Here is a 24,820-nt window from a genome sequence, read left to right on the forward strand (position 1 = left end):
ATATGGTGTCTGTAAAAACTGCCCGCAGTGAAGCCGACCTGCAGGCCTGCAGTGAAGTCATTCTTTTTCTTCGTCCCTTCCTGGAACCGGAACAGCTGTTACCCCAGCTGAAAGAAATGCAATCTGAAAAGTATGAAATTGTGTATATCACTGCGGAAGAAGATCCTTCCAGGGTGGCCGCCTTTGCAGGCTTCCGTCATATGAACAAGCTATTCACCGGGAAAACAATTTATATAGATGATCTGGCCTGCCTGCCTGAATACCAGGGCCGGGGTTATGCTGCCCTGTTGCTGGATCATATAAAAGCGCTGGCGAAAAGTGAAGGTTTGCGTTCTGTACAGCTGGACTCCGGACACGGGCTGTATCCTGCGCACCGACTGTATCACCGGCAGGGATTCCGTATCTCCGCCCATCATTTTTCGCAACCGTTGTAACGGCTGCCGGTAACGATGATACCCGTGTACGGGCACACGGCGTATCACCGTTACTGTTTTTTTGCCTGTACATTCAGCGTTACTGTGAGCTTATCATCAATGGCATTATCCGGCCCCACCTGGAAATCCTTCCGGTTAATGGTAAACTTACCGGTCAGTTGCACCGCTTCCGCAGATACTACCGCCGTAAACGGAAAGGTGATGGTCCGTGTAATTCCCTTGATGGTAAGCGCCGCAGTGAGCTGGTACGTAGAAGGCTTGTCTGTAGCTGCAATGGCAGAAGAAACGATCTTCATCACCGGGTATTTCGCCGCATTAAAATATTTCTCCTCCAACAGGTCCCTGTCGCGCTTACCAATACCGGTACTGATGGTATTTACATCCACGGTAGCGTTTATTGATGACGACTTCAGATCACGCGGATCAAAACGGATACTCCCTTTCAATCCTTTGAAATAGCCATTCACTGTAGACGTAAAAATCAGGTGATTGATAATGGTGAACTGTACTTTGGAACCAGCGTCTGTGGGAACATAATGCTGCGCGTGTGCAGATACACTGCAAAATGCCAGGAGGCATAACAGCCATATACGCCATGCGTTTTTGGGTGCTTTCATACCTGCTAAGTTGGCCAATTCCCTGCTTATTACCAAATCATAAAAAAACAGCAGGCAGCCCTTGCAATGCCACCTGCCGTACATCTATCATTATGAAAAAAGCTATTTTTTGCCGGTTTCTTCTTTATATGCGCTCACATATTCGTGCATAATTTCAGTGAGGCTCTCTCCTATCAAGGTATAAGCATCGGTGGGTAAATTAGCCAGTGATACCCTTACCGACCATTCGGGGCCCGCAAAACCGCCACCATTCAGTAATACGATCGCTGTTTTTTCTGCCAGCCGGAAAAGAATGTCGGTAGGCTGCATTTTTTTCTGCAACCATTTCAGGAAATCATCTCCATAAATTTTCGATGCCCAGGATGCAATATCTATTTCAACATAATAACCGGTATTAAGCGGATCTTCCAGCTGCTGTTGCTCCAGCTTATCCCACAATAGCTTCAGCCGTTTATGCACCAGCGTTTGCGCTACCTGTTTATAATTGTTTTCTTTGTCGAGCAACGCAAACAGGCTGAATAAAGTCATTTGCGTTTGCTGCGGCAACGACAATCCCGCCGTATGGTTCAGCGCCACCTGGCGGCTGTCGGCCACCATGCGGTCAATGAACTTCATTTTTTCCGGGTGCAAGGTAGTGGTACTATACCGCTTTGCCAGATCTTTTTTTGCAGTGGCCGGTAAAGCTGCTATCTGTTCATCAAAGATATTATCTTCATGAATAGCGATCACGCCTAAACGCCAGCCGGTACAACCAAAATATTTTGAGAAAGAGTATACGCAAATAGTGTTGTAGGGAATTTTTGCCAGCAACGACCGGAACCCGTTCACGAATGTGCCATACACATCATCCGTTACAATCATCAAATGGGGGTTATCTTTCTTTACAATCTTTGCCAGCTTATCCAGCGCATCAGGCGCCAGCGCCCGTGATGGCGGATTGCTGGGGTTCACGCAAAACAATACTTTGATGCCGGGGTCCTTTAATTTTTCCAGTTCTTCATCCGGGTACTGCCAGGTATGCCGGCCTTCTTTGGTTTCGCCCTTCGCGTTAATATACACCACTTCAAACTGGTACCGGTCCAGCTCCGGTATTTCCAGGTAGGGTGTAAAAACAGGCACCATCAATGCAATCTTTGATCCCTGTTTCAGCAGTTTATTCTGCATCAGTGAATCGAAAATATAACACATTGCCGCGGTGCCGCCTTCCACGGCAAACAGGTCGAATTTTCCTTTCTGCTTTTCTCCCCCGCACATCTCCTGAACAATATAATCATGCACAATGGGTTCCATGTGCGCCAGCATACGGCCGGGCACCGGGTATTCATTGCCGATCACGCTTTCTGCCAGTTCAAATACAAAGGCATCGTCGTTAAACTGGTGTACGTTTTGTCCGTATAAATAGGCCTGTTGCAGCAGCGCTGCGCCGGGCGCATTTTTATGCAGGGCCAGAAAACTCTTGAAACGATCGGCAATACCGCTCTTCTCCGGCACGCCGGTGAATCCATGCTCTTCGGGCATATTACGACGGCATTCTGCTATACCGAACTGCCCCAGCAGGAAGAAGGCTTCCCGTGGTGTGGCGGCCGTCCAGTTGGGATTGCCACGCCCTGCATTCAGCATTACTTCAATACTTTTCTGTGCGGTGTTCTGTGCCAGTGAAATCAGCGTGTCCTTTAGTTCAAAAGGGCTTAATTTCTGCAATGCACGTTGTTCTGCAACGGTAGTTTTGATATACGACAGTCCCATAAAATGATGTTTTCGGGTCAATAGGTGAAAAAGTAACTCTGCAACATATCCTTATTGGTTGTTTTGGTAAGTCCGAGCATCAGGAGGATCCTGGCTTTCTGCGGGTTGAGGTCATCACTCACAATGGTACCCAGCGCTTTGTCGTCTACTTCATCGTATTGCGTAACGCGTCCGGAGCCAACATGACTGGAACGCACTACCACCACGCCTTTCTTTATGGCTTCGTCGATAGCGTTGTAAAAGGCTTTGTTGAAATTACCGTTGCCCACACCTGCAATGATAATTCCCTTGTAACCGTCTTTTACAAAATTATCAATGGCTACCGGATCCGCATCCGCATACATATAGGCGATGCCTACTTTGGGCAGTGAGGTAACGCCGGCAATATCAAAAGGGGTTTCTTTATTTGCTTTCCGCATGGCGTTCTGGTAATAGGCCACCCTGCCATCGTACACCTGGCCCAATGGCCCGAGGTTGGGCGCATAGAAGGCATCTACTTTGGTTGTATTTCCTTTTGATACATCACGGCCGTCGAAAATGCTTTCATTAAATACCAGCAGTACACCACGACCAGCAGATTTGGGACTGGCAGCCACGGTAACGGCATCAAATAAATTTTTTGGGCCATCCGCGCTGATAGCGGTAGAAGGCCGCATGGAGCCGGTGAGCACCACCGGCTTATCGGAACGTTCGGTGAGGTTCAGGAAATACGCCGTTTCTTCCTGTGTATCGGTACCGTGCGTGATCACAATACCATCGGCTTCGTTGTTCGCATATATTTCATTGATCCGTTTATTCAGCTTCATCCAGATATCAATGGTCATATCCTGGCTGCCTACATTCGCTACCTGTTCGCCGGTAATGTCCGCAATTTTCTCAATACCCGGCACCGCTTTCAGCAAAGATGCAATGGGCACCTTACCTGCCGTGTAAGCCGCCCTGTCCGCCGAAGCGCCTTCCCCGGCAATAGTGCCGCCGGTAGCCAGGATGATCACACGTGGTTTCTGCGCAATGGAGGATACACAAACAAATAATACAATGATTAAAGTACATAAGATTTTCATACGTAATACCTTTAGATTGTTTGGCGGAGTTGTCAGGATATTAGAACAACGGAAGTTCGCGGATTGTTCATGCGGATTTTGTCTTGGCTCAGGATTACGCTGATTTTAAGGATTCCCTGGATTTTTACTTTTGGATTTATAAAGGATCAAGGGAGATAGCAGCGGATATATTCGCTGCTATCTCCCTTAATTATTATTAAAAAAATCTAAAAATCTTTATAAAATCCAAAAGTAAAAATCCAGGTAATCCTTAAAATCAGCGTAATCCTGAGCCAAGACAAAATCCGCATCATACGCTCTCTGCTAGCTTCTTCAAGCCGGCCAGCACCTGCCGCCAGTTGTCGCGCGAATGATCGCAGGCTTCCTGGTTTTCAAAATTTTCCTGGGTGATGGTAAAGCCGGTAGCGCCGTTACCGTTGCTGTTCAGGGTATAAACGATCACGGAATAGTTTTCCGGCTTATCTTCTTTGCCGGAACTCAGGTAAGTGAAAGATAATTTTTTGTCCGGCTCCATCGCCAGTACTTCGCCTTTTTCTTCGTAGTGTTGTCCTTCCCATTCACCGGACCAGATCACGGGGCTACCCACTTTCCAGTCGCTGGTAACATCTGTTCCAAAAAAATATTGTTTGATCAGGGTCTTATCAGTGATGGCGGCCCATACTTTTGAAACGGGGGCGTTAATACTGGTACTTTCCGAAACTTTTAACTGCTTGTCCATAATACATTGTTTTTGATAGTACAATATTAAGCAACCGCTGTTCCGGCCGATTGCATTTTACGGATTAATTCTAACGGAATTGGGAGTGACCCCGAACTTCTTTTTAAAAGCATTATTAAAATGCTGGGGAGTGGAATAGCCCAGCTCATAGGCTATTTCAGCGGATGTTTTCTGTGTTTCCTGCAGGTATTGGTTGGCCAGCTGCAGGCGTTGCCCGGTGAGGTAATCGAACACGGTGGAATTAAATGTTTCTTTAAAACCGCGTTTGAGTTTATATTCATTCAGTCCTACGAGTTGCGCTATTTCACTGAGGCCGGGCGGGTTACTAAGCCGGTCGTTGATCAGGTCTCTGACAGCAATGATCTTCTCTTTATCTGTTTTATTTTTTATAAAGATGTCTTTCTTCGCGGTGTAATTATATGCTTCGGCCGATAGCACCAGCAATTCAATACTCTTTGACAGGAGGAATAATTTTTTCAGCTGACCCGTAAAACGGCAGTTCAGTATCTGGCTGATCACCTGTTGGATACCCGCATCAATAGGACCCCAGTTTTCAGACAGCAATACGCTCTTTCCACTTAGCACTGCTTCACAAAACCGTTGCAGGTGTTCATTCCCGTTTTCGGTAAATTCCAGGAATTGTTTTTTGGAGAACTGGATCCCGAATGTTTCTATCTCTGTGGCTTTGGGCATTATTTCGATCTCAAAGCCATTTGAATACATAATATTGTGATGTCCGCCGATGAGGTCAAAAGAACGGTCCAGTTGTTTATACGAAAAAGCATAGTCGCCTTTCATACCAAAATGCAGGCGTACCACATCGGTGTCGTTGCTGGCGCGGATTTTATCGGGCTTTGTGTAACGGGAAACGGTATGCGTTAACCGGATATCATCGCAAAACCAGTCGGTGATATCGGTAACGCTAAATGCGGTAACTAACTGATGTTGTTTATCGTGGTTCATAATGGGTCTTAAAAATACGAATATTCGGTACCTTTCGTGCAGGGGTATCTTTGATTTGCACAATTAATACTGTCATAATTACAACTATACAAGTATTACGCCGCCTATCTTTGCCTCTTTGTATTACAGCAACCCGAAATTACATTATATGAAGTACAGAACACTCGGAACAACAGACGTACAATTGTCAGCCATTGGACTGGGCTGCATGGGAATGAGCCATGCCTATGGCACACCAGACGACGTGGAATCCATTGCCACGCTGGAAAAGGCCCTGGAAATCGGAATCAATTTCTGGGACACCGCGGATGTGTATGCTGCCGGTAAAAATGAAGAGCTGATTGCCAAAGTATTAAAGCCTAACCGCAGCAAAATATTCCTGGCGACCAAATTTGGATTCACCTCTTCTCCTGCTTCACCCGGCGCCGTGCAGTTCGATGGTTCACCCGCGTACATGAGGAAAGCCGTGGAAGCCAGCCTAAAAAGACTACAAACGGATGTGATTGATTTATATTATGCCCACCGCATCGATCCGAATGTGCCGGTGGAAGAAATGGTAGGCGCCATGGCAGACCTGGTGAAAGAAGGAAAGGTACGCTACCTCGGCCTCTCTGAAGCTTCTGTTACCAGCCTGCGTAAAGCACATGCCGTGCATCCCGTCAGCGCATTACAGAGTGAATATTCCCTGTTAACAAGAGATGTGGAGAAAGAGATCCTGCCTGCCTGCAAAGAGATGGGCATCAGCTTTGTGCCATTCAGTCCGCTTGCGCGGGGCCTCGTTACCAACGACCTCGATATATCCAATCTCGCTGACAACGACTTCCGGAAATCACTCCCCCGCTACCAGGGCGAACATGCGGAAAACAACCGCGTGCTGGCCGCCGGATTTGCGGAACTGGCTGCCGGTAAAAACTGTACCCCTGCTCAACTGGCACTGGCATGGGTATTGGCACAGGGCGAAAATATCATCCCGATTCCGGGCACCAAAAGAAGAAAATACCTCCTCGATAACGCCGGCGCAGTAGACGTGAGTTTAACACCTGCTGATCTGCAAAACCTGGAAGACTTACTGCGGAAGTATCCCAACACCGGGGAAAGGTATAGTGAAGCAATGAACAAACTGGTGGATCGGAGCTAGTAGCGCGGATTTTGTCTTTCTCGCTGATTACGCTGATTATACTGATTAGCTGGATTTTTACTTTTGGATTTTGCAAAGGATTAAGGGAGATAAAAGCGGATGTATCGCTTTTATCTCCCTTTTTTATATCTTAAGAAAATCAAAAAAATCAAAAAGTAAAAATCCAGCTAATCAGTATAATCAGCGTAATCAGCGAGAAAGACAAAATCCGCTTACTTCTCCTGGAAAGGATACAACGCCGTCTCCACATGCGCTTCGCGCATGTAGGCGGCTAGTTTGCGCGTAATGTCGGGATGGGCGGCTGCTATATTCTTTGTTTCTCCGGGATCGGTGGAAAGGTCGTATAATTCCAATGCTCCGTCGGGGTGTTGTGCGGCGTGGAGGCGCACGGCTTTCCAGTTTCCCTGCCGTACGGCCTGACGGCCGCCGTCTTCGTGGAATTCCCAGTAGAGATAGTTATGTGATTGCTGTCCTTTTTTACCGGTGAGGGTAGGTAGTAGTGACACGCCATCTGTATAGGGTGCTGCGGGGGCGTTGGTGAGTTGCGCCAGTGTGGGCATGATGTCCCAGAAGGCGCCCTGGAAGCTGTTGGTGCTGCCGGCTTTGATGTTGCCGGGCCAGCGAGCAATAAATGGTTCACGGATGCCGCCTTCGTACAGGTCGCGTTTAACGCCGCGGAAACCTCCGCTGCTGTTGAAGAAGGCGGGATCGGCGCCGCCTTCTTTATGCGGACCGTTGTCGCTCGTAAAAATTACCAGGGTATTTTTATCCAGGCCCAGTTCTTTTAGGCGGTCCATCACCTCTCCTACATAATTATCCAACCTGGTAACCATGGTGGCAAAGGTAGCATGCGGATATTGCTGTGAAGCATAACCGGGCACGGTGGCGTTAGGACCATAGTCGTTGCCTTTATAGGGCTTCTCTTCAAACTTGCCTTTAAAATGCCGGAAGAGGCTATCATCCGGCACCTGCAGCTCTGCATGTGGCAGGGTGTAGGTGAGGTATAAAAAGAAAGGTTTGTTTTTATTATCATCCAGGAAGCGGAGTGCCTGTTGCTGGATGAGATCCGGCGCATAGGTGTTCATATGTTCCAGCCGGCCGTTTTGTTCCAGTACTACTTTGGTATCGTTGTCCCACAGGTGTGTTGGAAAAAAGCGGTGCGATTCGCGCTGGCAGTTATAGCCATAAAACCGGTCTGTTCCCTGCTTCATCGGATCGCCTTCCGAGCCTACCGGGCCCAGTCCCCACTTACCGAAGATGCCGGAAGTATACCCGGCTTTTTTCAGTACTTCCATCACCGTTATCACGGTGTCGGCTATTGGTTGCTGTCCTTCGGGCTGTATTTCTTTATTGCCGCGGATAAAAGTATGTCCTGTATGCAGGCCGGTAACCAGCGACGCACGGGAGGGTGCGCATACCGATGTACCTGCATAGAATTGTGTAAACCGCATGCCCTGCTTTGCCAGCTGGTCGATGTGGGGCGTATTGAATTTACGTTGACCGTATGCACTCAGGTCACCATAACCCAGGTCGTCGGCCAGAATAAAAACAATATTGGGAGGGGGTGTTTTCTTTTGCTGTGCCGCTACGGGTGCGGTTAACAGGGTAAGTCCTGCTGCAACGGGCAGCAATATGTTAAAAATTTTCATGTTCATGTTGCTATACCTTGCAATTACTTCGCTGATCCAAAATACAAAGTATTCCCGTCTTTTTTCAACAATGGGGTAACGCACGAACTAATGGGACGAACTCGATTATGAAAGCGGAGGGAATGTCTTCCCTCCGCCTGGTGTTTTACATTTTAAATACTTTACCTCCTACCATCACTTCCTGAGTGGCTTCATCAAAGGTGGCTTTCATGCCGGTGCGGTAGGCCGCATTACCCATGATGAGTGCAATAGAATGTGAGTAGGCTGCTTCGATTGGTGCGTTGGGTTGCTTACGTTCACGTACCGACGTCATCCAGTTGCGGACATGCGCGTTGGTGAGCGGGTCGCCACCGGTGTTGGCGCTGGTGGTGGCAGCTTCGTCATTGCTGAGCGTTTGAGGCGTCAGCAGGTTGGCGTGCATGCCCATTTCCTGGGCTTCTCTTTCTGTGAGACCACCGGTGGCGCTTATTTTGTTGGTAGACATATCAATAGTGCCACCATTGGAGTAATAAATTTCTTTGGTACCGCCGGCGGAGTTGTGGAAACGGCTGCTGTACATTACCTGGAAACCGTTGGTAGGATCGTTCTCCGGACCGTAGTCGAAAACCGCGGTGAGGGTATCCGGATTTTTACGGCCGTCTTTCCACATATAAATGCCGCCGTTGGCGACTGCGCTGCGTGGATGTTTCAATCCGCTGAACCAATGCACGGTGTCTATCTGGTGGGTCATCCACTGTCCGAAGATACCGGAAGAGTAAGGCCAGAAGAGGCGGTATTCGAGGTATTTGCGTGGATCCCAGCTATCCTGCGGGCGACCGGCCAGGAAGCGTTTCCAGTCGGTATCCGATTCTTTAATGGAATTTACCAGGTCCGGGCGGCGCCAGCGGCCTGGCTGGTTTACGTTCCAGGTCATTTCCACCATCGTAATAGGACCAAATTTTCCCTGCTGGATAAAGTTGGCGGCGGCGTGATAGCTTGGACCACTGCGGCGCTGTGTACCCACCTGCATAATGCGGCCGGAGTCTTTCACGGCTTTGAGCGCACTACGGGCATCTTCCATTGTTTCCGCGAAAGGTTTTTCACTGTATACGTCGCACTTGTTTTTTACTGCTTCAATGGTATGATAAGCATGCTGAAAATCGGCGGAGGCGATGAATACCGCATCCAGTCCTTTGATATTGTACAGCTCATCGTTATTCATACAGGCCTGCACATTATGCCCGGTTTTCTGCTGCAGGAAAGCTTTTCCTTCTTCCCTGCGGCGGTTCCATATATCAGATACAGCCACCAGGTCGAAGTTCAGTTCCTTGTTGTTATTAAAGAAAGATGGCAGCAGGGCCTGGCGTGCACGATCGGAGAATCCTACCAGTCCCACATTTACACGGTCGTTGGCGCCCATGATGCGGGCGTAGCTGCTGGCGGGCATACCCATAGCACTGATGGTGATACCGGCTCCTGCCAGTAACGACTGTTGCAGGAATTCCCGTCTTGTTTTTTTTGATTCAGACATATAAAGGCGTTTTTTATAGTGTGTTGTTTATTTGGCGTAAGCTTCTTTCAGTTGTCCTTCCAGGTAGTCGAAGGCTGGTTTGTACTGCGTAGCAGGGTCGTCCCAGCGGCATTCCATCATAATATGACCGGTATATCCGATTTTATGCAGGGCGGCAAAATAAGGCCGGAAATCGTCGCCGGCTACACCGGGAGGCGTACGTTTATCCCTTTCCGCAATATGGCAATGTACCAGTACCGCTTTGGCATTTTCGATGCTGGCGGGAGATTCATGCTCTTTGAGCATATGGTAGATATCTGCCGTGAGCCGGAAGTTGGGATGTTGTATGGCGGTAACGATCTCATTGCCTTCTGACAGGGTATTTACAAAATTGGTTTCTGTGGAATTGAGGTTTTCCATAGCGATGGTCACGTTATATTTTGCCGCCACTATTGCCATTTTACGGCACAGTTGAATGAATTGTTGTTTACATTTGGCCCGGTCCGCGCCTTCCGGTATTTTCCTGGCTTCCCCGCTGCCAAGTACAATGATCTTTATTCCGGCGATTTTTGCGCGTTGCATCACGGAGTCCACATATCCCAGCACTTTGGCTTCGTCTACGTCGTTGCCGGTTAGTTTCATGGTTCCGGGGATAAACACGTTACAACTCTGGATCTTGCATTTGCTGCTGCGGATGGCATGCAGCTGTTCCCTGAACTGGGCCTCGCTCAGTGCGGGTGAAAGGATCTTCCGCACGGTTTCTTCCATGAAAGTAAACCCGTTGGCAGCAGCGAGACTGTCGTTGGAAAAAGAAGAACAGATGCCGATAGCCGGCAATGACTGTGCATTCGATTGCAAAAACGGGGAGAAGACAACGGCTAAAAGGAGTAGCAACCAAGTTTTCATAACGTCTGGTAAGTTTATGTGGAAAAAGGAACAGCTTTAAGATAATATCTAATTCCGGAAAAACAAAACAAAAAGACGGGGGCGGGAAAAGGGAGGGCTGTATGGTTCGCCTGGACCTCGCCGTAAACCGGGGACACAGTAGCTAAAAACACGCTTCCCGGTCGCGCCGTAACTACTTCACCGGTACTTCTGAGTTGCCTCATCCATGGATATACCATGGATCATCCATACAGTATTAATACTGTTCGCATGGACTTCCCATGCACTCCTCATGCCCTTCCAATGGACTACCCATGCACTCCCCATGCACTATGTCCCGGTTTGCCCGCCCCAAAAACAACACAGGCTATGATTGATAAAACACCGGTAAGTACCCAGCGGTTGACAAATCATAGCCTGTATTTTGAGTTCATCGGGATAGCCTGACGAAATAAAAGGCAATTTTGAATTTATATGGGAAGGAAAAGCAGAAAGAAGTGCTGACTAATTATATTCCTTTTTAAAAAAGGCACTTAATTCCTGTTCGAGTTTTCTTTGTTCTGAATAAAATGGCGAAAGCCGGTACAGTATGTTGCCGCTACCCGTGGCAATAAGATCCACTAAAAAGAAAACCGCCGTGAAAATAGATGGTTTTGCAATTCTCTCTATCATAATTTCATTTTCTTCTCTTGTTACCTGGATCGATACAAAAGCAGATTTCTCCACAAAAATACTTTGCTTGTTACCGAAATCAAACAGTTCATAAGAATACCTACCGGAAAACTTTTGCTTTAAAGTCTCCGCTAATTCGTTAATGGAAGGAAGTATTTTTGAGGCGGCAATTTTCATCTCTTTATATTTTCTATATTAATATAACTATAAATTCCGACAAACCGTCAATAAAAAAAACGGTTGTTACAAATTTCCCTTCTTCATTTCACTCACTGCGTAGCTCGCAGCCCTTGCCGTGAGCGCCATATATAAAAGCGAAGGGCTTTGATTGCCGGTACTCGCCATGGCAGCGCCATCTGTTACAAATACATTTTTACAATGATGCAGCTGGTTCCATTCGTTCAGCAACGAAGTGCGGGCATCCTTCCCCATGCGGCAACCTCCCATTTCGTGTATGTCGAGACCCGGGGCCTGTTTGTTATCATGCTGCTGAATATTTTTACAACCTGCCTTCTCCAGCATCTCTGCACTTTGCGTCAGGAAGTCACGGATCATCTTTTCATCGTTATCATCATAATCAACAGACATTACCAACAGTGGAATGCCCCACTGATCCTTTTGATCTGCACTTAATCTCACCAGGTTGGTTGCTTTCTGAATAGTTTCTCCCTGCATATACATATAAGTGCTCCAGGCGCCCGGTTCAGATAACGCTTCCTTACATGCAGCGCCTATGCCCTCCCCGTTTCCCCGCCCGCGGTGCGCGCCCATAAAAGTAGTGAACCCGCCCACATAATCAGTGTCCTGGCGGTGCAGGTTCCGGTAGTTGGCAATGATAGGCTCCGTAGGATTACGCCCATAGTAGTATTGATCTTCCATCCCTTCTATACCGGCACTCACAGACGCCCTGTAATTATGAAACGCTACATACTTCCCCAGCAACCCGCTGTCGTTACCAAGACCATCAGGAAAACGACGGCTGGTAGAGTTGAGCAACACCAGATTGCTGTTCAGCGCGGAGGCATTTACAAAAATGATCCGTGCAAAAAAATCGGTGACTTGTTTTGTGTTGGTATCAATTACCCGCACACCCGTGGCTTTGCCTTTTTGTTCGTCGTAAATAATAGAATGTACGACAGAAAAAGGCCGTATCGTAAGGTTCCCGGTTTTCTTTGCCCATGGCAGCGTAGAAGAAACGGAGCTGAAGTAACCGCCGAAAGGACATCCCCGCATACATAAATTCCTGGCCTGGCATTTTACACGGCCCTGCTGGAAATGTATTTCTTTTGGCTCGGTAAGATGCGCCCACCTTGCATGTACAAGGTGACGGTCTTTGTAATTTGCAAGGATCTTTTGCTGTATCGCTGCTTCTGCGCAGTTAAGATCAAATGGCGGCAGAAATTCACCATCCGGCATGGCTTCAATACCATCGCGGGTACCGCATACCCCAATGAACTTTTCAACATGCGAGTACCAGGGCGCAACCGTTTCATAATTAATGGGCCAGCCGGGGCCATAACCATACCGCTCCGGGGCCGTAAATTCAAAATCACTCCAACGCTGGCAGGCACGCCCCCAGGTGAGCGACTTCCCTCCTACCTGGTAGCCGCGTATCCAATCAAATGGCTTTTCCTGTATGTAAGGATGATCATTATCTTTGATGAAAAAATGTGCAGTATCTTCTCCAAACCCGGCAGCCTTGGAGATCAAAGGATTCTCCTGTAAAAACTCCTTCGTCATTTGTCCGCGATGCTTAAATTCCCACGGCGCTTTAGTCGCAGTCGGATAATCTTTTACATGCTCCACATTTTTCCCCCGCTCCAGCACCAGCGTTTTTAATCCCTGTTCACATAACTCTTTTGCAGCCCACCCGCCGCTGATACCGGAGCCGATCACAATAGCGTCAAATGTATTTTGCTGAATGCCGGTTGCATTGATGAAGAAGGAACGCTCTTTCATAACATGGAATTGTGGAAATGAATTGCTAAAATAGGGAAACACCGGCTATCCGCATCACCTAAAATTTTTTCAGCAACCGTTCCAGGTTAATCCCTCTGCCCAATACCGGTTTAAAAAGATCTCCTTCCGATTTGACACGTGCCAATGCATTCTCAATCGTAAAGTCGGTCATCTTTAATCCTTTCCGCACTTCCTCCCAATACAGGGGCATGGAAACCGTAGCCCCTGGCTTAGGCCGCAATGAATAAGGTGCGGCAAGCGTAGCTTTAGGACGGTTCTGCAAATAATCGATGTAGATCTTTCCCTTCCGGTTGCGGGTCATCCGCTCAATACTGGTAAACGCTGGCAACTGCTCCTGCGCTTTGGTAGCAACCAGCTTTCCGAAAAGCTGGCACTGATCATAGGAATATTTTGCGTTCAGGGGAATATAAATGTGAATGCCTGTAGAGCCGGAAGTTTTAGGATAACTTTTAATTCCTAATCCTTCCAGTACTTCATGCACCACCTGCGCGGTTTGAATCACCTGCGCGAAGGTATTCCCCTTATCGGGATCCAGATCAATCAGGCACCAGTCGGGATTATCCGGGTTACGAATAGTGCTGTTCCAGGGATTCATTTCAATGGCTCCCAGGTTAGCCATCCAGAGTAAACTGGCTTCATCTTCTACTACCAGGAAATTTTTGTCCTCCCCTTCACTGGTGCGGTAGGGGAACTGTTTGACCCATTCAGGCGCTACAGCGGTCACATCTTTCTGATAAAAACTTTTACCTTCTATACCATTGGGAAAACGGTTAAGCGACTGGGGGCGGTGCTGAAGATAAGGAAGGATGTAAGGCGCCATCTGGTAATAGTAATTCAGCATATCCCGTTTGGTGTATCCTTCTTTTGGCCAGAATTTTTTTCCGAGGTTGCTGAACTTCAATTGATGCTGACTCACCTGTTTCACCTGTGTTGCTTCGGTTGGATTCAACAACGATTTGCGGCTGCGCGTACCAACCGGTTTAGTTAACCGCACGGTCTTAGTCTTTTCTTTTTTAGGAAGTATATCCACTAATTCAGCCGGTTCTTCAGCGGTAACGGCTTTGGCCGGCTTGTCGGTTCGCATGCCTTCAAAGCTTGGATGCCGCATGACGCCGTCCCCCGTGATTTCTGCATAGCTCACTTCGCAAACCAATTCGGGCTTCAACCAGGTAGCGGTTGCCACCGGCGGGTTTGGCCGGAAGCGGGATGGCTGGTTTACATCAGGCGTTTCTATAAAAGGACATTTCTTTATTTTCAATGGCTGAAAGCGCTGCATCATTTCCTGCTGCTGCCTGGTATTAAACCCGGTGCCTATTTTACCGGTATACCGCAGTTTTCCGTTTTCATACACACCTACCAGCAGGGAGCTGAATGCCTTCGGTGAACCTTCATTATTGGTGAACCCGCCAATCACCACTTCGTGTCTTTTATTTGATTTTATTTTTAGCCAGTCCCTGCTCCTGTCCTGGATATAAAAACTGTCTGCTTTCTTCGCCATAATCCCTTCCATTCCCATTTTCTTTGTAGCTGCCAGGAGATCAGTGGCGGACGTATTAAAAGATTCACTGTAACGGATGATGTCTGTTCCCGGGATAAGGGCCTCCAGCAGCGCCCTTCTACTGGTAAGCGGCAAGCCGGTAAGATCTTTCCCCTCGTACCATAACAGGTCAAAAATATAATAGATCAGTTCACCATCCGCCTCGCTCCGCCAGTTTTGCAGCGCGCCAAAATGAGCGATTCCTTTTTCATTGAGTACACAAATTTCACCATCAATTACTGCATTGTTATTTAACTGCAGCAATGCCTGGTGAACAGGATAAAATTTATCATTAAAAGACTTATTATTCCTTGATATCAGGTTTACGTCACCATTCTTACATAAGGCAACGGCACGGTACCCATCCCACTTCACTTCGTACAGCCAACCTTCTCCGCCGGGAGGCTGGTCTACCAGCGTTGCCAGCATGGGCTTCACTGTTTTGGGGAAAGGTTTCTCCGGCGCATCTGTAAAACCATACTTCCGAAGCATCGTTTGCTGCTTTACGGACACCTTGCCAGGCTTTGCCAGGGGAGAAGATCTTTTCTTTTTAACCGTTGATGTTCGCATACTTTATTAATAGTAATTCTTATGCCAAAAGTAACTATTAATAAAAGCGAAGCCTGCGTGATAACCGCGCCAGATGAGCCTGTAACAAATCCTTCAGGCTGTTTACCCACTGCGGCATTATTACACAATTGAGTGATATTATCCCCACTTATAAAAAAAGAAAGATCCCGATAACCGGCCACCACAGCCATTTTATAATCATATCATCATCCGGCACCTGATTTGTTTCCGGATAAAAAGTAATCAGATCCCAATATTGTGTCGTATGAAAAAGAAAATTACCAGCCTTCTCATCGAAGAAAAAGCAGATCAACGCATTCAGTTTTACCTGTCCTTAGACCTGCTGAAAGTTAACCAGGCCTGTGTTTGCCAGGACAACACCTTTGAGGCGCTTGCCTATCTGAAACTACAACCCGGTTTCATCCCCGATTATATATTTATCAGTTCGGGGGTACCAGTTGCACATGCTGCCTTGTTTATTCAGCAAATCCGCAGGTTAAAAAGGCTGGCCACTGTACCTGTGATACATTTTGCAGCGGCCGCAGAGCAGCTTTCCCTTGATAACCTCAGCACGCATGGCTTCACGGACTGTTTACCCAAGCAGCCTGATATTTATTGTTTGAGGGATGCACTGAAAATAATCTTTGAAAAAGATTACAGCAGGACAGTTATCGTAGAACCTGTTCCGGTGCTGAGCAACGTGGCTTCACTGATAAAGGAAATGATGCACGGAAACCAAACAACACAGGAAGCGCCCCGTCGATTATCTGCCTGATCCGTTATTTTAAATACAACATATGGCGTTACAACCTTCCGGCAATATGGCAAGGAAGGCAGGAATACTCCTGCATATTACTTCGTTGCCCGGTCCTTTTGGAATAGGAGATATCGGGCCTGCTGCACGGAAGTTTGCTGATCAGCTGCACAACAGTGGTCAGCAGATATGGCAGGTGCTGCCTGTAAATCCTGTTGATATTTCCAATGCATCCCCGTACAGCGCGTTATCTGCCATGGCGGGAAACATTTTGCTGATCAGCCCGGAATTGCTGATGGAAGACGGATTGCTGGATAAAGAGATGTTGATAAAATTTACTTTGCCTTCGGCAGATGCTGTAGATTTCAATGTGGCCGCGCGGTATAAAATGGCTATCCTGGAATCGGCCTGGTTAAATTACAGCAACGGCGCTTACCCGGCAATAGCAGCCGACTTTGACGCATTCTGCCACCGTGAGGCAGCATGGCTGAAAAGTTATGCCACGCACAAAGCGCTGTCTGTCAAATACGGCGGCAAACCCTGGCAGGAATGGGATGCACCCGACCGTAAGAAAGATGCCCGTCTCAGCACCGAATACGCCGCCATCAGTTTAAAAGAACAGTGGTGGCAGTTCATCTTCGACCGGCAGTGGCAGCAACTGAAAACATATTGCCACCAGCGGAACATTCAATTGTTCGGAGACCTGCCTTTTTATATCAGCCACGCGGCAGCAGATGTATGGAGCCACCGCGAACTTTTCCTGCTGGACGATAAAGGTAACATGACCAGCGTAGCCGGCGTGCCGCCGGATTATTTTAATGAAAACGGGCAACGGTGGAATATGCCCATCTACCACTGGCCACAACTTAAAAGTACCGGCTACGACTGGTGGATGCAAAGGATTAAACGGAACATGCATTGGTTCGACCTTCTCCGGCTCGACCACTTCCGCGCCTTTGCCGCTTTCTGGCAGGTGCCCGCTACGGCACCCACTGCAAAAACCGGCGAGTGGCAGCCTGGTCCGGGTAGCGACCTCCTGAAAGCCATGATCAGCGCTTTTCCCGGCAATCCTTTTGTAGCGGAAGACCTGGGCGACATCGATCAGGCGGTGACAGACCTCCGGGACCAGTTCCGGTTACCTGGTATGAAAGTATTACAGTTTGCCTTCGGCGATGATATGCCCGTAAGTGTGCATATTCCCCATCACTATCCGCAAAACTGCTACGCCTATACCGGCACACACGATAACAATACCATTGCCGGATGGCTGGAGGAAGAGGCATCGCCGGCAGCATCCAATCGCCTGAAACAATACGCCGGCGTTACTCCCGGTAAAAAGAAAAAGCACCTCCTGCCTGCCCGCATGATATATGCTTCTGTTGCGGCCAATGCCATACTGCCCATGCAGGATGTACTTGGGCTCGGCGCTGCCGCCAGGATGAACAAGCCCGCAGCAGAAGGACAACATTGGGCATGGCGAATGCTGCCGGGGCAGTTCGACAAAAAGGCCATCACAAGATTAAAAAAATGGACACAGCTGTATAACCGGTAATTTATGAACAGATACGATTTGGCAGGAACATTCACCAACGCTGATGGAGCTACCACCTTCCGGCTGTGGGCGCCTTTCCGTAAGGAAGTGGCGCTGCTACTGCACGACCGCCTCTTACCAATGGAACGCTCAGCGGACGGATACTGGGAACTAACGCTAACGGACATACGCCCCGGTACGCGGTACGCCTACCTGCTGGATAGCCACCTCCAACGCCCGGACCCGGCTTCCCGCTGGCAGCCGGAAGGCGTACACGGCCCATCCGCTATTCCTGAAACGTCGTTTACATTTACAGATGATCACTGGACGGGTATTGACCCCGAAAATATGATCATCTATGAAATACATACAGGTACATTTTCTGCCGGAGGCAACTTCCGGGGCATCATCCAGCACCTGCATTACCTGAGAGAACTCGGCATCACAGCCATTGAAATAATGCCCATCGCGCAATTTCCAGGCAACCGCAACTGGGGATACGACGGCGTATATCCGTTCGCGGTACACAACAGCTATGGCACACCGGATGAACTGAAAACGCTTGTTAATGCAGCCCATGCATTGAACATTGCCGTGATCCTGGATGTGGTATACAACCACCAGGGGCCGGAAGGTAACTACTTCTCCGACTTCGCCCCCTGGTTCACCGGTAAGTATAAAACACCCTGGGGCGATGCCGTTAACTTCGACGGCCCCTGGTGCGATGGCGTCCGTAACTTTTATATACAAAACGCCTTAATGTGGCTGGAGGAGTTTCATATCGACGGCCTCCGCCTCGATGCGGTGCACGCATTCTCCGACAACAGCGCTGTGCATTTTACAGAAGAGCTGTCGGCAGCCGTAAAAGACCTGCAAGAGCGCACCGGCAAGCGGAAAGTGCTGATCGGTGAAATAGACCTCAACGATCCGCGCTTTATCACCCCCGCATCAGCAGGAGGTTACGGCCTTGATGCACAGTGGGTGGATGAATTTCATCATGCCCTTCACAGCCTCTTAACCGGCGAGCAGCAGGGGTATTACGAAGACTTTGGCGCCGTGTCCCATCTCGCCCGCTCCTTTGAAAACGCCTACGTTTATACCGGCCAGTATTCCGTTCACCGCAAAAGGAAATTCGGCAGGGAACCTTCCGGTAACCCGTTCCACCAGTTCGTTGTTTTTTCACAAAACCACGACCAAACCGGCAACAGGATGCTGGGTGAACGGCTGTCGTCACTGGTTCCGTTTGAAGCGCTCAAACTGGCTGCTGCCACCGTAATATTATCTCCCTTTATTCCCTTATTATTTATGGGAGAAGAATACGGAGAAAAAAATCCGTTCCTGTTTTTCACCTCTCATACAGATCCCACGCTCATGAAGGCAGTAAAGGAAGGACGGCAGCGGGAATTTGCACACGCCGGCGAAGCGCCCGATCCACAGGATGCTGCTACTTTTCAGCGAAGTAAATTAAGCTGGAATACCACTGGTGATAACAACACTGCCCTGCTCAACTGTTATAAAGCGTTGCTGGCGCTGCGTAAACAACAACCGGCTCTTTACAACACCGCCCGGGAAGGCACCCGTGTACATCGTGCAGAAAATGAACGCCTGCTGATACTGGAGCGCCGCATGAACGCTGATACGCTGCTGATCATATTTAATTTCGATTCCAATACGCAAACAGTACCCTACACCACCCACGGCAAACTGCAGCAGCTATTTGATTCTGCCAGTACGCGGTTCAACGGACCAGGGACATTACCCCCAGCTGAAAACGGAAACCAGCTGGTAATACCACCTTTATCTGCTGTTGTTTATGAAATAATTGCTTATGAAAACTGATACCACTTACCCTCTTTCCACGTACCGCATACAGTTCAATGATGCATTCACCTTTGCACACCTGGAAGAAATACTCGACTACCTGCAACAACTGGGCATCACCACTATCTACGCATCTCCTATATTCGATGCAGTGCCCGGCAGTTTACATGGATACGATGGCATTCATCCCCACCGCATCAACCCTGCCATTGGCACACTGGACGATCTACGCAGGATCAGCGCTGCACTCAAACAACGCGGCATGACCTGGATACAGGACATTGTACCCAATCACATGGCGCTGCATCCCGGCAATGCCTGGCTGATGGACACATTGGAAAGAGGCCCTTCCTCCCCCTGGTATCATTTCTTTGATATCGATTGGGAGTACCGCGATCCGCAACTCCACGGCCGGCTGATGATCCCTTTCCTCGACCGGCCATTGCCGCAGGCCATCGCTGAAAAACAGATCACTTTTACAGCCGGTACGGAGGGTTTTAAATTTGATACCGGCGGACTGCAATTCCCGCTGTCTGCTACCGCGTATAATATTCTGCTCGATGCCTTCGACAATTTACATCCGCAGATATACGAATGCCTGCTTACCCTCCAGCAAAACAGCCGGCTGCCATTATTGCCGGAAGATTGGTCCGCACAAAAGCAACGGTTGTTTGCCGGTTTACTGCAAACAACTGTGCTCAATGAATTCCTGGAACAGGTGAACCACCACGAAGCACTGCTCACCCTGTTGCTGGAACAACAATACTATCTTTTTACGCACTGGCGCGAAGTGGAGCAACGGATCAACTACCGCCGCTTCTTTACCGTAAACGGACTCCTCACCCTGCGGATGGAAGACAAACAGGTATTTGACACCTGGCACAAATTCTTGCACGAGCTATACCAGGAAGGTCTTATCCAGGGATTACGCATCGATCATATCGACGGCCTGATGGAGCCGGCCATGTATGTACGCAGGCTCCGCGAACGCTTTGGAGACGGGTGTTACATTATAGCAGAAAAGATCCTGGCAGAAGGAGAGTCATTGCCGGAAAACTGGCACCTGGATGGCGCCACCGGCTATGAATTTTTGTCGGATGTAAACCACCTGCTCACCAATCACTGGGGCGATGAAAAGATCAGCCGCTTTTACCGGGCCCTGTTCCCCGGACTTGCCAAATACCGTCAGCTGGTACAGAATAAAAAAACAATGATCCTGCAAACACAACTCAGCGCCGAATGGGATAACCTGGTGCACCTGTTGTTCCAATACCAGCTCGCGCCAAAAAACACCGACCGCCAGAAGCTGAAAGCGGCGCTCGGATTATGGATGGTATGCATGCCTGTATACCGTGTTTATCCTGAAATATGGCCGCTCCCTGAAAACGACATCCATATTCTTGAAGAAGCGCTTACCGCTGCCGCACAACGTGCGCCTGCATTAACAGCCGAGTTTACCCTGATCCGCTCCTGGTGGGAGGAAGATTTCGAAAAACCTGCTGTTGCTTTAAAGTTTTTAAAAAGACTGATGCAGTTTACCGGCCCGCTCACGGCAAAGGGCGTGGAAGACACCGTATTTTATGTGTATAATGCCCTGCTTTCGCACAACGAAGTAGGAGATTCACCCGCAGGTTATAAATGCACACCGGCGACTTTTCACGAACGCAGTATCAAACGGCAGGAATTATTTCCGGGATCACTGAATGCTACTGCCACGCACGACACCAAACGCGGCGAAGATGCGCGCATCCGTTTAAATGTACTCACCCTGCTTCCCGACCTTTGGATTCAGCAGGTACAGCAATGGCATGCCATGAACAGCGTGTTCCGCGAAGAAACCGCACCGGCGCAAAATGATGAATACTTCATCTACCAATCCATCATCGCCGGCTTTCCTGAAAACAATGATCCCGGAGAAGATTTTATCACGCGGCTTTCTGATTATCTTATCAAAGCGCTGCGCGAATCAAAAGAACACAGCAACTGGACAGCGCCGGATGAAGCCTATGAAAACAGCTGCCTGCGTTTTATCCAACAGTTGTTTTCCCCGGAACATGGCTTCCAGGAAAGCCTCCGCATTTTTATGGAAAAGATCAACCAGCATGCGCCCATATATTCACTCAGCCAGCTGCTGCTGAAAATTACGGCGCCCGGCATACCGGATATCTACCAGGGTTGCGAACTATGGGATTTCAGCTTTGTAGATCCCGATAACCGCCGCCCGGTCAATTATCTCAACCGCATCAATATGCTGTCGCTGATGCAACAACTGGAAAAAGATGATCCGGCCGCGTTAATAAAACTGTTGAAAGAAAACCGCCACTTTGGCTGGGAGAAATTATTTGTTGCTGCCAAAGCTTTACAATTCAGGAAAGCACATGCTGCACTTTTTCAGCAAGGCAGCTATCTCCCGCTCAGCGGCGACCAGGACCCGTTGATAGCCTATGCCCGGCAACATGAACAGGATATCTGCCTGGTAATAGCACCGCTGTTAAATGCAGACAATAATATGGGCCAGCGGTGGTTGGTGCTGGATAACGATATGCCACAGCAATGGCGTAATATATTTACGGGAGAAAGGGTGACAACGGAAAACGGGAAGCTTCCGCTGGCATTCTTGGATCGCTTCCCGGTTGCCCTGCTGGAAATGGTATCAGGCTGATTTATCTTCTTCTTTCATTAATAAAATAAGCGATCTGCCCGCTGCCATCAACTGGCTGCCGGCGGTATATTCATTACCTTCTTCATTGGTAGCGGTGTTAACCACCATCTTCCAGCGATCGCCATATGCAGCTGGTGGTAACTGGAAACTCAGCTCGTCATGATGCGCGTTAAAGATGATATAAAAGCTGTCGTCCAGGATTTTGTTTCCTTTCTCATCGCGCGTGCGTAAACTGAGACCATTGAGATAAACACCCAGGGAACGGGCAAAGTCGGTATCCCAGTGCTCTTCAGACATAGGCGTACCTTCCGGCAGGAACCAGGCGATGTCTTCCACGCCCACACTTTCCACCGGCTCGCCCCGGAACCAGCGCTTGCGGCAGAATACCGGGTGCTGCCGGCGAAGCGCGATCATCTTTTTAGTAAACGCAAGTAGTTCTTCATCTATGCCTGCCCAATTCAGCCAGCTCACTTCATTATCCTGGCAATAGGCATTATTGTTTCCCTGCTGTGTTCTTCCAGCTTCATCGCCGGCCAGCAACATCGGGACGCCTTGTGACAGGAACAGGGTGGCGATGAAGTTTCGTTTCTGCCGGAGTCGTAATGTATTCACCAGCGGATCATGCGAAGGTCCTTCATTGCCGCAGTTCCAGGAGCGGTTATGACTTTCTCCGTCTTTATTGTCTTCCCCGTTGGCCTCATTATGTTTCTCATTATAAGATACCAGGTCGTGCAAGGTAAATCCATCATGCGCGGTAATGAAATTAACGCTGGCAGTGGGGCGGCGATAATCTTCTTTATAAAGATCCGCACTGCCGGTGATCCGCGAAGCAAATTCCGCCAGCGTGCTGTCGGCGCCCCGCCAGTAATCACGGATGCTGTCGCGGTATTTGCCATTCCACTCTGCCCAGCCGGGTGGAAACTTACCTACCTGGTAGCCGCCTTCGCCCACATCCCAGGGTTCTGCAATAAGTTTTACCTGTGAAATAACCGGGTCCTGGTGGATGATGTCGAAGAAGGCGCTGAGCCGGTCTACTTCATGCAGCTCCCGCGCCAGCGTCGCCGCCAGGTCGAAACGGAAACCATCCACATGCATGTCCGTAATCCAGTAACGCAGGCTGTCCATGATCAGGCGCAGCACATTCGGCAATCGTGCATTCAGTGTATTGCCGGTACCGGTATAATCCATGTAATACCTTTTATCTTCTGTAAGGCGGTAATACACCGCGTTGTCTACTCCTTTGAAGGAAAGGGTGGGTCCCAGGTGATTGCCCTCAGCGGTGTGGTTGTATACCACGTCCAGTATTACTTCAATACCGGCGGCGTGCAACGCTTTTACCATCTCCTTAAATTCTGTGACCTGCTCACCACAAGTGCCGGAAGCGGCATACCGCGCATCCGGCGCAAAAAAACCAATGCTGTTATATCCCCAGTAATTCGTTAATCCTTTATCCACCAGGTAACGGTCGGCCACAAAATGATGTACCGGCATCAACTCCACCGCGGTAACGCCCAGTTGTTTTATATAATCAATAGTGGCCGGATGCGCCATGCCCCTGTAAGTGCCGCGTATTTCATCCGGGATACCGGGATGCAGTTTGGTGAAACCCTTTACATGCGTTTCATAAATAATGCTTTGCTGATAAGGTGTTTTAGGGGGCTTATCATCACCCCAGTTGAACTGTTGATCTATCACCACACTTTTGGGAACAAACGGTGCGCTGTCTGTTTCACTGTAGCTCAGGTCTTCATCCGGATGCCCTGGTTCATATCCGAACAGTGAATTATGCCAGTTGATAGTACCACTCACCGCTTTCGCATAGGGATCTATCAGGAGCTTATTGGGGTTAAAGCGGTGTCCTTCTGCTGGTTCATACGGGCCATGTACCCGGTAGCCGTATAAAAGACCGGGCTTCGCGCCAGGGAGATAGACATGCCATACATTACTGCTGCGGTCCGAAAGACGAACAGTATCGTATGCGCTTCCAGCAGGATCATTAAACAGGCACAGCTCAACCCGGGTAGCATTTTCTGCATACAACGCAAAGTTTACGCCCTGGCCGTCCCAGGTGGCGCCCAACGGGAAAGGGCTTCCGGGATATGTTGTTGTTTCCATATATCAGGTTACTACTTTTAGAATATGGTTATTCAAAAGGAACTACCTCTCATCAAAGCCGATGCCATACATAGGAAACGTTTTCCCTGACCGCCCCTGTAAACAGATTAAATTATCCATATATTTGCTTAGACCAGCATTTGAATAATGGACCCACTATCTACCCTGCATATCCGGATCATCAACCAGGTTTTTGAACTGGACAAGAAAACAAGTACCAAACCGGAGCTGCTGTCCCTGCAACGTAATATAGACCGGATCAAACAGCATTTTGAAGAAGCCGGATATACCATTCTTAATCCATTGGGTGAACCGTACCGGGAAACACGGGTGGATTACGAAGCCAGTATCACCGGCGATATGTCGCCGGACATGGAAATAGTAAATGTGATCAAACCTGTTGTATATTATACTGCCGGGGGACAAAAGTCCATTTTACAAAAAGGGGTAGTCATTGCCGCCGCAAAATAAACCT

General features: G+C 48.8%; 19 protein-coding genes. 7 read left to right on the forward strand and 12 right to left on the reverse strand.

The genetic code is table 11. The features are described from left to right. The first annotated feature begins 2 nt into the window (after positions 1–2). Positions 3–434, forward strand: a complete 432-nt coding sequence (locus tag AB6805_RS03995; protein WP_370908162.1) for a GNAT family N-acetyltransferase — start codon at positions 3–5, stop codon at positions 432–434. A gap of 50 nt (positions 435–484) precedes the next feature. Here AB6805_RS03995 and AB6805_RS04000 read toward each other — a convergent pair whose 3' ends face one another. The 5 genes from AB6805_RS04000 to AB6805_RS04020 form a co-directional block, all read right to left on the reverse strand. Continuing rightward, positions 485–1,051: a YceI family protein gene (locus AB6805_RS04000; protein WP_370908163.1), complete on the reverse strand. Its 567-nt coding sequence runs from the start codon at positions 1,049–1,051 to the stop codon at positions 485–487. Between the two features lie 102 nt (positions 1,052–1,153). Next, positions 1,154–2,797: an aspartate 4-decarboxylase gene (gene aspD / locus AB6805_RS04005; protein WP_370908164.1), complete on the reverse strand. Its 1,644-nt coding sequence runs from the start codon at positions 2,795–2,797 to the stop codon at positions 1,154–1,156. 17 nt (positions 2,798–2,814) lie between these two features. Further along, a complete protein-coding gene (locus AB6805_RS04010; protein ID WP_370908165.1) occupies positions 2,815–3,861 on the reverse strand; it encodes a type II asparaginase in 1,047 nt (348 codons plus the stop codon). 289 nt (positions 3,862–4,150) lie between these two features. Continuing rightward, on the reverse strand, positions 4,151–4,579 hold the full coding sequence (locus AB6805_RS04015; RefSeq protein ID WP_370908166.1) for an SRPBCC domain-containing protein: 429 nt from the start codon (positions 4,577–4,579) through the stop codon (positions 4,151–4,153). Between the two features lie 57 nt (positions 4,580–4,636). Beyond that, positions 4,637–5,542, reverse strand: a complete 906-nt coding sequence (locus AB6805_RS04020) for a helix-turn-helix domain-containing protein (protein ID WP_370908167.1) — start codon at positions 5,540–5,542, stop codon at positions 4,637–4,639. Between the two features lie 148 nt (positions 5,543–5,690). Between AB6805_RS04020 and AB6805_RS04025 the strand changes: the two genes are divergently transcribed. After that, positions 5,691–6,680, forward strand: a complete 990-nt coding sequence (locus AB6805_RS04025) for an aldo/keto reductase (RefSeq protein ID WP_370908168.1) — start codon at positions 5,691–5,693, stop codon at positions 6,678–6,680. A 212-nt stretch (positions 6,681–6,892) separates the two neighbouring features. Here AB6805_RS04025 and AB6805_RS04030 read toward each other — a convergent pair whose 3' ends face one another. The 6 genes from AB6805_RS04030 to ligD form a co-directional block, all read right to left on the reverse strand. After that, positions 6,893–8,335, reverse strand: coding sequence for an arylsulfatase (locus tag AB6805_RS04030; protein ID WP_370908169.1), 1,443 nt, complete (start codon positions 8,333–8,335; stop codon positions 6,893–6,895). A gap of 139 nt (positions 8,336–8,474) precedes the next feature. Continuing rightward, positions 8,475–9,839, reverse strand: coding sequence for a Gfo/Idh/MocA family protein (locus tag AB6805_RS04035; RefSeq protein WP_370908170.1), 1,365 nt, complete (start codon positions 9,837–9,839; stop codon positions 8,475–8,477). Between the two features lie 27 nt (positions 9,840–9,866). After that, positions 9,867–10,724 (reverse strand): sugar phosphate isomerase/epimerase family protein, encoded by an 858-nt coding sequence (locus AB6805_RS04040; RefSeq protein ID WP_370908171.1) that lies wholly within the window; start codon positions 10,722–10,724, stop codon positions 9,867–9,869. Between the two features lie 483 nt (positions 10,725–11,207). After that, a complete protein-coding gene (locus AB6805_RS04045; RefSeq protein ID WP_370908172.1) occupies positions 11,208–11,552 on the reverse strand; it encodes a hypothetical protein in 345 nt (114 codons plus the stop codon). Between the two features lie 66 nt (positions 11,553–11,618). Further along, on the reverse strand, positions 11,619–13,334 hold the full coding sequence (locus AB6805_RS04050; RefSeq protein ID WP_370908173.1) for a GMC oxidoreductase: 1,716 nt from the start codon (positions 13,332–13,334) through the stop codon (positions 11,619–11,621). Positions 13,335–13,392: 58 nt separating this feature from the next. Next, entirely contained in the window at positions 13,393–15,462 is a 2,070-nt protein-coding gene (gene ligD, locus AB6805_RS04055; protein ID WP_370908174.1) for a DNA ligase D, read from the reverse strand. A gap of 265 nt (positions 15,463–15,727) precedes the next feature. Here ligD and AB6805_RS04060 point away from each other — a divergent pair, with 265 nt between their 5' ends. The 4 genes from AB6805_RS04060 to treY are packed head-to-tail and all read left to right on the forward strand — an operon-like array spanning position 15,728 to position 22,230. Beyond that, on the forward strand, positions 15,728–16,237 hold the full coding sequence (locus tag AB6805_RS04060; protein WP_370908175.1) for a hypothetical protein: 510 nt from the start codon (positions 15,728–15,730) through the stop codon (positions 16,235–16,237). 22 nt (positions 16,238–16,259) lie between these two features. Continuing rightward, positions 16,260–17,768 carry a 4-alpha-glucanotransferase gene (gene malQ / locus AB6805_RS04065; protein WP_370908176.1) on the forward strand — a complete coding sequence of 503 codons (1,509 nt, stop codon included), beginning with the start codon at positions 16,260–16,262 and terminating at the stop codon, positions 17,766–17,768. A gap of 3 nt (positions 17,769–17,771) precedes the next feature. Continuing rightward, positions 17,772–19,586 (forward strand): malto-oligosyltrehalose trehalohydrolase, encoded by a 1,815-nt coding sequence (gene treZ, locus AB6805_RS04070; protein WP_370908177.1) that lies wholly within the window; start codon positions 17,772–17,774, stop codon positions 19,584–19,586. Then, positions 19,576–22,230: a malto-oligosyltrehalose synthase gene (treY, locus tag AB6805_RS04075; RefSeq protein WP_370908178.1), complete on the forward strand. Its 2,655-nt coding sequence runs from the start codon at positions 19,576–19,578 to the stop codon at positions 22,228–22,230. Before treZ ends, treY begins: the two co-directional genes overlap by 11 nt. Here the strand turns inward: treY and glgX are convergent. Then, positions 22,222–24,345: a glycogen debranching protein GlgX gene (gene glgX / locus AB6805_RS04080; RefSeq protein WP_370908179.1), complete on the reverse strand. Its 2,124-nt coding sequence runs from the start codon at positions 24,343–24,345 to the stop codon at positions 22,222–22,224. The two genes, treY and glgX, sit on opposite strands and share 9 nt — an antisense overlap. 147 nt (positions 24,346–24,492) lie before the next feature. On the opposite strand from glgX, the gene AB6805_RS04085 reads away from it, so the two are divergent. Continuing rightward, positions 24,493–24,816 carry a hypothetical protein gene (locus AB6805_RS04085; protein ID WP_370908180.1) on the forward strand — a complete coding sequence of 108 codons (324 nt, stop codon included), beginning with the start codon at positions 24,493–24,495 and terminating at the stop codon, positions 24,814–24,816. Positions 24,817–24,820: the final 4 nt, after the last annotated feature.

Origin of the sequence: Chitinophaga sp. RCC_12, from assembly GCF_041360695.1 — a bacterium.
In the GTDB taxonomy this organism is placed as follows: Bacteria; Bacteroidota; Bacteroidia; order Chitinophagales; family Chitinophagaceae; genus Chitinophaga.